The sequence below is a fragment of the Synechococcus sp. R70.1 genome, from assembly GCF_047461675.1.
Lineage (GTDB): Bacteria > Cyanobacteriota > Cyanobacteriia > Thermostichales > Thermostichaceae > Thermostichus.
This window is the reverse complement of record NZ_JANSHR010000026.1, coordinates 153,971-164,381: the sequence shown is the minus strand read 5'-3', so window position 1 is coordinate 164,381 and position 10,411 is coordinate 153,971. Positions and strand designations below refer to the sequence as shown.

Annotated in this window: 9 protein-coding genes and 1 tRNA gene; 3 read left to right on the top strand and 7 right to left on the bottom strand. The window is 58.8% G+C overall.

Translation table 11 applies throughout. The annotated features are described in order from the left end of the window. Nucleotides 1-1,479: CHASE3 domain-containing protein (locus NW807_RS03725; protein ID WP_414425319.1), on the bottom strand; the 1,479-nt coding region annotated here is incomplete at its 3' end. A gap of 842 nt (nucleotides 1,480-2,321) precedes the next feature. Then, nucleotides 2,322-2,404: transfer RNA gene (locus tag NW807_RS03720), tRNA-Leu, on the bottom strand. Between the two features lie 121 nt (nucleotides 2,405-2,525). Here NW807_RS03720 and tgt point away from each other — a divergent pair. Next, on the top strand, nucleotides 2,526-3,623 hold the full coding sequence (gene tgt / locus NW807_RS03715; protein WP_414425318.1) for a tRNA guanosine(34) transglycosylase Tgt: 1,098 nt from the start codon (nucleotides 2,526-2,528) through the stop codon (nucleotides 3,621-3,623). A 291-nt stretch (nucleotides 3,624-3,914) separates the two neighbouring features. Here tgt and NW807_RS03710 read toward each other — a convergent pair whose 3' ends face one another. The 3 genes from NW807_RS03710 to NW807_RS03700 form a co-directional block, all read right to left on the bottom strand. Next, on the bottom strand, nucleotides 3,915-5,588 hold the full coding sequence (locus tag NW807_RS03710; RefSeq protein WP_414425317.1) for a hypothetical protein: 1,674 nt from the start codon (nucleotides 5,586-5,588) through the stop codon (nucleotides 3,915-3,917). Nucleotides 5,589-5,723: 135 nt separating this feature from the next. Next, nucleotides 5,724-6,596, bottom strand: a complete 873-nt coding sequence (locus NW807_RS03705) for a shikimate dehydrogenase (protein ID WP_414394341.1) — start codon at nucleotides 6,594-6,596, stop codon at nucleotides 5,724-5,726. A gap of 40 nt (nucleotides 6,597-6,636) precedes the next feature. Continuing rightward, the gene (locus NW807_RS03700) at nucleotides 6,637-7,281 is read right to left on the bottom strand and encodes an SIMPL domain-containing protein (RefSeq protein ID WP_414425316.1); all 645 of its coding nucleotides are present in this window, start codon (nucleotides 7,279-7,281) and stop codon (nucleotides 6,637-6,639) included. A gap of 345 nt (nucleotides 7,282-7,626) precedes the next feature. Between NW807_RS03700 and NW807_RS03695 the strand changes: the two genes are divergently transcribed. After that, nucleotides 7,627-7,890 carry a DUF4404 family protein gene (locus NW807_RS03695; protein ID WP_414404779.1) on the top strand — a complete coding sequence of 88 codons (264 nt, stop codon included), beginning with the start codon at nucleotides 7,627-7,629 and terminating at the stop codon, nucleotides 7,888-7,890. 204 nt (nucleotides 7,891-8,094) lie between these two features. Here the strand turns inward: NW807_RS03695 and NW807_RS03690 are convergent, their stop codons facing one another. Further along, on the bottom strand, nucleotides 8,095-8,322 hold the full coding sequence (locus tag NW807_RS03690; protein WP_414394335.1) for a DUF2555 domain-containing protein: 228 nt from the start codon (nucleotides 8,320-8,322) through the stop codon (nucleotides 8,095-8,097). A gap of 61 nt (nucleotides 8,323-8,383) precedes the next feature. Next, nucleotides 8,384-8,734, bottom strand: coding sequence for a hypothetical protein (locus NW807_RS03685; protein WP_414394334.1), 351 nt, complete (start codon nucleotides 8,732-8,734; stop codon nucleotides 8,384-8,386). Between the two features lie 217 nt (nucleotides 8,735-8,951). Between NW807_RS03685 and gltX the strand changes: the two genes are divergently transcribed. After that, on the top strand, nucleotides 8,952-10,391 hold the full coding sequence (gltX, locus tag NW807_RS03680; protein WP_414425315.1) for a glutamate--tRNA ligase: 1,440 nt from the start codon (nucleotides 8,952-8,954) through the stop codon (nucleotides 10,389-10,391). The last annotated feature ends 20 nt before the right edge of the window (nucleotides 10,392-10,411 follow it).

The window sequence follows — 10,411 nt, the reverse complement described above, 5'->3', positions numbered from 1 at the left end:
TGCCCCTTGCTTGGTGCGCCAGAAGTTTTCATGGCGGTTCAAGAATAGGGAGGGATTGCCCCTGAGCTGTTCAAAAGCCTGCTTTACACCAGGCACATCTTCCGGCGGGATCAAACCCAAATCCCACAGCAGCCGGTTCTTAACTTCTGCCAGCGAGTAGCCAGAGAGTTGCTCGGCGGCTCGGTTAAAGCGCAGGATGCGCCCTTCCGGATCCATGACCACCACCAGCGCCCCTGCCGTATCGATAACCGCGTTGGTAAAATCTCGCTCTTGCTTGAGGGATCGTTCTGCCTCTTCTCGCTCGGCAGTCTCCCGGCGGATGAGGAAGTAAACGGCGCTCAGAACCAGGTAAGTGAAAATCAGCCCCCCCAGGGCAACAAGATTGGTTCTCACCCAGGTTAACTGCAGTTCCTGATTGCGTTGCTCCAGAAGGCGATTCTCCTCCTGCTGCAGCACCCGAATCAACTCGACAATTTGCTCCGTTAACCTTGGCCCTTCGCTGCTTTCTAGAGCTTCCTGAACGGCAGGTAGCCCCTCTTGCTCCCTCAGCCGGATCAAATCCTGGAAAACCCTCAGCCGTTGCTCCAGCAGCAGCTCTAGGCGCTTCAGGCGCTCTTGCTGCAGGGGGTTGTCAGCAGTGAGCTCTTTCAACAAGCGCAGATGGGTGGAGGTGGCTTCAGGGATGGCTTGGTACTCACTGAGATAGCGAGGATTATTGGTCAGAAGATAACCATATTGACCGGCCTCGGCGGCGCAGATTTCCGCCAACAATCCCTCCAAGCTTTGGATTGCTTTCAGAGTGTGGGCCACTCGGCTTGTCAGTTGCGGCAGTTGAGAGGCATTCCGCTGAGCTGAGTAGGTGATCCCGCCCAGAAGCAAGGCAGCTAGGCCAAAACCGGCGGTAACTTTGAGGAGAAAGCGGTTTTTGCGGGCAGGTTTAGTATCCCCCGACTTAGGCAGTAGAGGCGTCTGAGCCAGTTCCCTCAAGCTACGGCGCAGCTCCAACTGAGCTACTACCTGATGGGCCAGAGCCTTGAGCTGCTCCAATTGCTCCGGGCTAAGCTGCCGAGGCTGATAATCGATAACGCAAAGCGTGCCTAAGGCTTGCCCTTCTGGAGTTACCAGAGGGATGCCAGCATAGAAGCGGATGTGGGGCTCTTGCGTAACAAGCGGGTTGTCGGCAAAGCGCGGATCCTGGGTAGCATCGGGCACCACCAGCGGCTCTTGGGGAGACAAGATGGCGTGGGCGCAGAAAGCCACATCCCGGGGAGTCTCCTGCACATCGACGCCGAATTTGGCCTTAAACCACTGGCGGTGTTCGTCGACAAGGCTGACCAGAGCAATGGGCGTGCCGCAGATGTAGGCGGCAAGGCGGACGATCTCGTCAAAGGCAGTTTCAGGTGCCGTATCGAGAATCTGATACTGCCGCAGGGCAGCCAGCCGCTCTTTTTCGTTGGGAGGGAGGGGGGCCTTAGGCATAGGCCAGGAAGGGATCCCAACCACCGATCTCGGAGGTCAATAGAGTAACCCCAGCATAACTTCCAAGCCTCTCCACCGGAAGCTACAGGGATCCGATCCCCAAGCCCGCTTCCTGCTGGATGAGCTGTCTGCATTCTCGCCCTGCTCAGCAGCTCCGTCAGACGAGGCAAAATTACAGGCCCAGACCTGACCTATCCAGATCCGCTGTAGGCAGAAGAGAAAAAAGCTGGTCGGATCTCAGTCTCGACATTCGTACTGGTGTCAAAGCCAGGGAAGATTGATACAATAAACCCCAATCTATGGTGTTAGTTAAGATGACCAGGCTATTTCCTATCGTTCGTATGGGAACTTCAGGTTGAAACTTTTTAACAAAGGGCCTAGCATGATACCACAAGCTCGGCAAAAGGAGAATAGCTTTAGCTATGCAAAAGCTCCAAGATAGCCTGGTAGAGGCCTTGAGCATTGATGGTGCCTTGGGGGTAGCACTGGGGGATTGGAAAACCGGGATGTGCCTGGGATAAAAGGGTACCAACAGCCCTGCCTTTCCCGAAGCTAATCTAGAGCTGGCTGTTGCCGGAAACACAGAGGTGATCCGCGCTAAGATGCGAGTTGCGGAGTCCCTTGGATTCGCTGACAGAATTGAAGAGATACTTATCATTCTGGAAACTCAGTACCACCTGATGTATCTACTCAGGGATATACCTGGCTTGTTTTTCTATCTGGCCCTGGATCGAGAGAAAGGAAACCTGGCCCTTGCCCGTATTAAGCTGGCTCAAATTGAAAAGAAGCTGACTCTGTAAGAGGAAGTAGAGGTGAAGCCAGAGATCTTAGCTGTACTTAGATGCGGAACCGGGGACTTGAACCCCGATGGCATTGCTGCCACTAGAACCTGAATCTAGCGCGTCTACCATTCCGCCAGTTCCGCAGCGATCTATAAGTCTGCCCAAGAAAAGGGATCCCTGTCAAGGGCAGAGGCAGGTTCTGCAAAGGGATCCTACTCTTATGCTAAGCTCGGCTGCGCACGCAATGGATCCAGAGCGCTAACTTTGGCGGCTTTTACTTTTGTTTGCGAGGGCACCTGCCCCAACACGCAGGCGCGGGCGGGATATTTCATCACCCCCCACGGCGAAATTCCCACCCCTTGCTTCATGCCGGTGGGAACTCTGGCCAACGTGAAGACCCTCACCCCTGCCCAGCTTAAGGAAACCGGTGCCCCCATCCTTCTCTGCAACACCTACCACCTCCACCTGCAGCCTGGCGAGAGCATCATCCAAGAAGCAGGGGGGCTACACCACTTTATGGGCTGGCCGGGCCCCATCCTCACCGACTCGGGGGGTTTCCAGGTCTTCAGCCTCAGCGCCATTCGCAAAATTGACGAGGAAGGGGTGACCTTCCGCTCCCCCTACGACGGGCGTCTGGTTCGCTTTACCCCTGAGCTTGCCATTCAAATCCAAAATGCCTTGGGCGCGGACATCATCATGGCTTTTGATGAGTGTCCCCCGTACCCTGCTAGTCCAGAAGCGGTAGCTGCAGCGGTGCGGCGAACCAATCAGTGGCTGAAGCGCTGTGTAGAGGCCCATCGCCGTTCAGATCAAGCCTTGTTTGGCATTGTCCAGGGAGGGGTTTACCCAGAGCTGCGCCACCAGGCGGTGGAAGAGGTCTGTCGGTTGGATCTGCCGGGGTATGCCATTGGCGGGGTGAGTGTAGGAGAGCCAGTGGAGCTGATGCACGCCGTGGTGCGGCAGGTAGCTCCTCGACTGCCCGCAGATCGCCCTCGCTACCTTATGGGGGTGGGCACCTATGCTGAGATACGGGCCGCAGTGGCTGCTGGAGTGGATTTGTTTGACTGCGTGATCCCCACCCGTTATGCTCGCCATGGTACGGTAATCAGCCGGGGCAAACGCTGGAACATCAAGAATGCCGAACACCGCCGCAGCCTAGATCCCATTGATCCCGACTGTCCCTGCTACACCTGCCGCCACTTTAGCCGCGCCTACCTGTGTCACCTCATCCGCGCAGGGGAGCTCCTGGGCTACACTCTGCTTTCTATCCACAACATCACTGAGCTAGTGCGCTACATGCAGAAAATGCGCCAGGCCATCCTGGAAGGTAAGTTTCACGAAAATTGGGATCCCTGGAGCTAAGCCGGCCAGAAGTCTCTACCTTGTTTTCAAAGCCCACCGCGGACCTAATCGCCGGCACACCCTGTGCAGGACAGCGTTGTGTCTGCGGCTCAGGCTTTAATGGACTACGCCGAGCGCTACGCTCTGGCCCTAATCTCAACTTTGTAGCTCTGCGCCTATCTTCCGCAGCTGCCTGCCTGCTACTTTGCTCACGGCTCTACGACGCCGCTGCCGAGGCCGAGCTTCTGGAGCAGTTGCAGCAAGTGGTTGAGTCGAGGATTTGGACAGCAGCCTCCTAGATTGGTACGGGCGTTAAAGCTGGCAGGTACGGCGGCTGCGCTCTAGCTCCGGCTCGATCCAGGAGAGGGAAAAGTGACTCACGCAGGACAACTGCGGGAAGCGGCGGGCCAGGGCTGCCATCTGAGTTTCTAGACTGGGGCGGTTTCGCTGCGCTTGTCCCCACAGCCCAGCAATAGCGGGACAAACAAAGGTTTGAGGAGAAGCTACAGCCAAAACTCGCTCCACTTGCTTGACCACACAAGAGCCGTCCTCGCACTTGGCATAGGCCATGGGGTGCCATTCCATGTTTGGATCAAAGCGATCCCAAGGCTGGAGGCGAGCATCAAACCCCTCCCCTACCTTCAGGTTGCCATCGGGGAAAAAGACAGCCCCGCTTGGAATTCCCCTTTTCCAGACGAGCTGGGCAGCTTGTCGAAGGTAATCGAGCACCCCCTGGCGAGCGAACTCAACGCTGAGCTCCCAGAGCTGCTGCTGCCAGCGTACTTGGCGAACGGCGGCAGGAGGGGTGGGTGTTGGGGAAGGAGTGGGAGCCAAGTTGCTCTTCCCTGAATGGGCAGGGGTGGAATGCTGCTCTCCCTGCCAATTCTTGCTTGCTGTGCTCCGGGTAACCCAGGTCGATAGCTCTGGAGAAAATACCCATTCCTCAGTCGCGCTGGGCCTGGGATCCCCTGGCCGACGCCACTTCGGCTCTTCAGAATAGGTGGCATCCAGGTGGAGAACATCCGCTACGGTAATGTAGCCCTGACTTAGGTAACGCTCCAGCAAGGCTCGCCCCGCTGGGTTTTCTGCCAAGTCCAGGTAGGCCTGTCGGGCCCCCTCCCCGTGGATCCACAGATCCCGGACGTTAGTGGCTAGGCTTGAGGCCCCCGAGCCGCGGGGATAGCGAATGTAGTCGAAGAGGATTCCGTCCGGCTGCCGCTGCAAGATCCGGCGGATGAGCTCGGCAAGATCCCGTCGCGCCAGGGGGTGAAAGGGATCCACAAACACTTCATCGGGGCTACCCAAATCTTCGGGGAGGGCTGCTGCCGGATCCAAGAGGGTAGCAAGGCCACGACCGTTGCGGGCCAAGACGGACTGGCGATCCGGGCGCTGACCGTAGCTGTAGCCGAAATTGAGGGAAGACACCCACGCATAAGCCGAAAGCCCCCGCCGTCGCGCCGCCTTGAGAGCCAAGTCCAGCAAATCGGCATTGGGCTGCAGGCTGGGCCAGATCCCTCCTGCCCCATCCGGCAAGATGGAGCGGCCGTCGTGCAGGGTCTCAATGAAGACGCGGTTGTAGCCTAGGTTCACCACTTGGTCGAACACCTGATCCAGCACGCCCGGATTGGCATCACAGGGATGCAGGCGCACCCAAATGGCCTGGACTTGCGGCCAACGGCGGCTGCGGCAGGCGAGCAAGGCAGCGCGATGTTCGGCTAAAACTTGGGTGTATTCGGCCCAAGCCGCATCCGACTGGGCAACCCGCTGGCGCAGTTGAGCCTTGCGCGCCACTTCCTCCGGCGGCTGGCGGCAGTAGGCGTCAAGCCGAAAAGCCAGGGGAGATCCCCCTGGGGAAGAGAAATGGCCTGGCCACTGGAATTCGGCTTGGGCAGCACTCCTGGGCCCCAGCAGTATCAGGGCGCCAAGCGCACCTGCCAGCCAGAGGATCCCAGGTTTTTTCCACTGCCGCTTTGGCAACCTCACCACCCTTAACTCCTACAGAAGCCTTAGCCCCGTCTCTCCTTAGAGATCGGCAAACCAAAGGCAATTGTTCCCGCCTAGCCAAGCCAAAGGACAACACCGCCAGAACTCGATATCCCCCGACTTCCGCATCTTCTGGGGTCAAGACTCAATTCGGTACTTAGCCAACTGCTGTCGAGCTGCCTGCCGCATTACCTCCACCGGCACAGGCTTGCCCCCCAGCCAGAGGGAGAGAGCTTTGGCCCCCTGGTGAACCAGCATCTCCAGACCACTGATGGGGGTGTGGCCCAGCTCAGCCGCCATGCGCAGCAGCGGCGTGGGATCCGGTACATAGATGAGGTCATAAACAACGGCGCCGGCAGGCAATAGGGCCAGTTGTTCCGAGCTAAGAGGGGAAAGTTCAGTAGCAGAGCCCGGCTTCTGCATGCCCACGGGGGTAGTGTTGACCACAAGGCGAGTTTCGGGCAAGCGGCGATCCAGCTCGGCCCAGCTTAGCGTCTCCAGCTGCGGCCAGGTTTGCTGCAGGGCCTGTAACTTCTCAAGGGATCGCCCAGCCACCCGCACTGGCCCCAGCCCCAACTCCAAACAGCCCTGGATGGCCGCCCGCGCCGCCCCGCCAGATCCCAGGATTAGGACAGGGATCCCTTTCTCTAAACCCAGCAAAGGTTGAACAAAGCCGTCGATGTCGGTGTTGGTGCCACCCCAGCCTCCCTCGGGCAAGGCGTAGACGGTGTTCACCGCTCCCACCGCTGCCGCCCGCGTTTCCACCTGGCTAAGCAAAGGCAGAATGGCCTGCTTGTGAGGAATCGTTACGTTAAACCCCCGCACCCCGATGGCTGCAAGCCCTGCCACCGCCACCGCCAAGCGCTCTGCCTTCACGGGAAAGGGCACATAGCAGTAGTCTTCTCCCATGGCCGCCAAAGCGGCGTTGTGCATCGCCGGGGAGAGGCTATGGGCTACCGGATCCCCAACTAGGCCCAGCAACTGCGTGCTTCCCGAAATGCGTCTTTCCACCCCCACTCCTCCAGGGATTCAAGTCTGGGCTTTTTGACGGCTAGTAGCGGATCTCAAGAGTCACTTGGGCGCGCACCGTTTGCTGTCCCCCTTCCACTGGCATGGTGGCTGCCTGGAGAGGGGCATCCTCCTCCGCTCCACCCATGCCTGGGGACGGGGGTTGGACATAGCTGTCGCTGTGAATCTGGATGCGTTCCACGGAACGGATGCTCAGGTTCAAGGCCCCCAGCACGTCACTGGCTTGGCGTCGAGCATCTTCCACAGCTTGGGTTAGGGCGCGGCTGCGTGCCTGCAACCGGGCGGCCTCATTGGCTCGGAAGCTGACCGACTCCACTTGGGTGGCTCCGGCAGCCACGGCTTCGTCCAGCACTTGTCCTGCTCGGGCTATGGGCACCTCAAATTGGAAGCGGTTTTGCCCCTGGATCCCTGTCAGGCGAGGCGGGCTCTTTTGGTAGTCGTATTGGGGATAGAGGGAAATGCCGGTGGTTTGCAGGGCGCTTACCTGCAGCTCTTTGAGGCGGTTGACCAGCCGCTCCGAACGCTCAGCCAGCTGCTGTTGGACAGATTGGGCCGTATCCCCTTGGATCACTACCCCCAGCCGGATCACCGCAATTGAGGTTTCCACGGCAGCCGATCCCTGACCGGTTACAGTCAACGTTCGGGATCCTTTGTCGGGACTGGCCATCGCTCCTCCATTGCTGCCGACCACACCCCACGCTAACACGGCTAGCGCTAGCCCAAGAGCTAGCCAAGGCGCCCACTTCCTTTTCCAGCTGTTGCCCCCCTTCATTTCTTTCACCCCCCAGGAGTTCACCCCCAGCTTACTCCCACCGCTCCTCTAGCCGGTCGGACAAAAGCCCCAACCATCGGTTCCCTCACCTCACCCAGACGGTGCGTTCTTGCCCCATCCCCTATCGGCCCAGAGCAGCAGAAGCCAGGTTGCTGCCTATCTCAGCTAAGGGCGCTTCCACCTCTGAGATTCTCGGGCAAGCCGTATGATTTGATTAGGGCAAGGTGGTGGGACTTGAGAATGGCCGAATCAAGACTGCGCAAGCTGCTGCATGATCTTGATGTTGAGCTGCAAAAGGCCTCTGGCTTGGAGGAAAAGCAACGGCAGCAAATTGCCGCCATCTGTCAGGAAGTGGAAGCGCTCCTGGCCGAGATGGGAAGCCAACAAGACCGAGGGCTAAAGGATCGCCTGGAAGAAGCACTGGCCTTGTTTGAAACCTCTCACCCCAACCTCACCCTGATCCTGGAGCAGCTGATCGACACGCTGGCAGGGATGGGTTTGTAGCTCCGAAAGGCAGTGAACAACCGGAGCCAAGGCTGCTTGGATTCGGGTAGAAAAACTGCTGGCCTGGACGCCCGAGCAGAGTGCCGCCAATAGCCGCAAGATCCAAGACCTTCGAGAAAGCCATTCCAAGCTGGCCAAATTGGACCTGCCCCGACTAGGCCCACCTGGGGTCAAGCAGGCTGAAGGAGAAACTCAGAGGCAGCTCTAATCTTCATCCACTTCTCCCCACTCCAACAAGTGGGCATAAGGAGCCACCAGCTTGGGAGAGTAAAAAGCAACGGCCTGCAGTAGGCGCCAGTCTTCCAGGCAGTCGAAGAGGTTAGGGTACTCGTTGCGCTCCAGTCGCTCTGCAATAGCTGCCACATCAGCTGCAGTGAATTGGCGGGGATCCACACCCTTAGAAGGGGCTTTCACCTTGGGTTGGGCAGGCATAGGCAGCCTGAAACGCTACAAGCCGATCTTAGCTTCTCTGGATTTTCCACTCTCGGCTTGCCTAGCGGAGGATCTCAGCGTCCAAAACAGGCTCTGTCTGGGTGACGCGGTAATAGCCGGCCTGAGTACGAACTGAGGCTTGATAGGGGCTAGGCAAATCCAAAGAGCGCAAGGGTGGGATGTTGGTGCGCTGGTTTAGCAAGGCGGTGAAGAAGGCAGTGACTCGCTTGGCCTGGGAGCGCACCACCTCTTCAGGGAAAGCCACTGGATCCACCTCCCTGCCCTTATCCAACAGAATCTCATCCAAGGTATTCCCCACCGGGTAAGAAGGATAGGCAATTTGGCCAAAGACACCCCTTGCCGGGATCCCGGCGGCTAAACACCCTAGAACCATCGCCAAGGCTAGACGCATGTTCCGTAATTCCCTTTACGCTACAGCTTGTTCCTCAACACGGGAAGATCTGGGCGCTGCCCATCAACCTTTACCCCCGGGGAGCTTACCGCTTGACTGGCAGCTAAGGCGGATTCTACCCAAACTGCTTCGATTGGCAACCGCATACGGATTCCAACATGACAAGGGATCCCAATGCTGACTAGGATCGGGATGCCCTCTTTAGGAAGCGTTGCCTGTGAGTGTTCGCGTTCGCCTTGCCCCCAGCCCAACTGGCAACTTGCACATTGGCACAGCCCGGACAGCAGTGTTCAACTGGCTCTATGCCCGCCGCCATGGTGGCCAGTTCATCCTGCGCATCGAAGACACTGACCGCGAGCGCTCTTCCCCCCGCTACACCCGTAATATCCTCGCGGGGCTAGCCTGGCTGGGGCTGGACTGGGACGAAGGGCCCATTTACCAGTCCAACCGCATGGCGCGCTACCGGGAAGTGGTGCAGCAGCTTCTGGATCGGGGGCTGGCCTACCGCTGCTATGTCACTGAGGAGGAGCTGGAAGCCATGCGGGCTGCCCAAAAGGCCGCTGGCAAAGCCCCCCGCTACGACAACCGCCACCGTTTTCTCACCGAGGAGCAGCGACGGGCCTACGAGGCTGAGGGGCGGCAGCCGGTGATCCGGTTTAAGATTGAGGAGCCGATGGAGGTCTCGTGGGTGGATCTCATCCGCGGCCCCATTACCTGGAACACCCAGGACTTGGGTGGGGACATGGTCATCGCGCGGGCGGATGGCTACCCTCTCTACAACTTGGCAGTGGTGGTAGACGATATTGACATGGGCATCACCCACGTCATCCGTGGCGAGGACCACATTGGCAACACGCCCAAGCAGATCTTGCTCTACCGGGCGCTGGGGTATGAACCGCCGCAGTTTGCCCATTCCCCCCTGATCCTAAACCAAGAGGGGAAGAAGCTCTCCAAGCGGGATGGAGCCACTTCGGTAACCGAGTTTCAGCAAATGGGCTTTCTGCCCGAGGCCCTCAAAAACTACCTGGCTTTGCTGAGTTGGTCTCCCCCAGATGGGGAAGAAATTTTCTCGTTGGAAAAAGCAGCTACCCTGTTTGACTTTGACCGAGTCAACCGGGCTGCTGCCCGCTTTGACTGGGACAAGCTGAACTGGATCAACAGCCAGTACATCAAGCGGCTTTCGCCAGCGGAGTTGGTGGAGCGGCTTACCCCCTTTTGGCAGGCGGCGGGGTTTGACCTGGGATCGGTGCCCGATTCCAGTTGGCTAGAGGATGTGGCTCGCCTAGTGGCTGACGGCATCGACCGCCTGGCGGAGGCCCCTCCCCTAAGTCGCTTTTTATTCGTAGAGCCCCTTAGCTACAGCTTGCCTGCGCTGGAACAGTTGCGCTTGCCGGGAGTGGCAGAGGCAATGGCAGCCATGGCATCTGCGTTGGCTGCTGCCGAGCTGCCCCAGCCAGTTACTGCTGAGAGCCTGCAGCCACTGGTGGACCAGGTGGCCCAAAGCCAGGGGATGAAAAAGGGCTTGCTCATGAAAAGTTTGCGGGCGGCCTTGACCGGCGAGCTGCAGGGGCCAGATTTACTGACCTCTTTTGCCCTGTTGCACCGGCGAGGCTGGGCCTTGGGGCGGCTGCAGGCAGTGCAGAAGGTGGTGGGCTGACTAGGACGCTGACTGCTCTG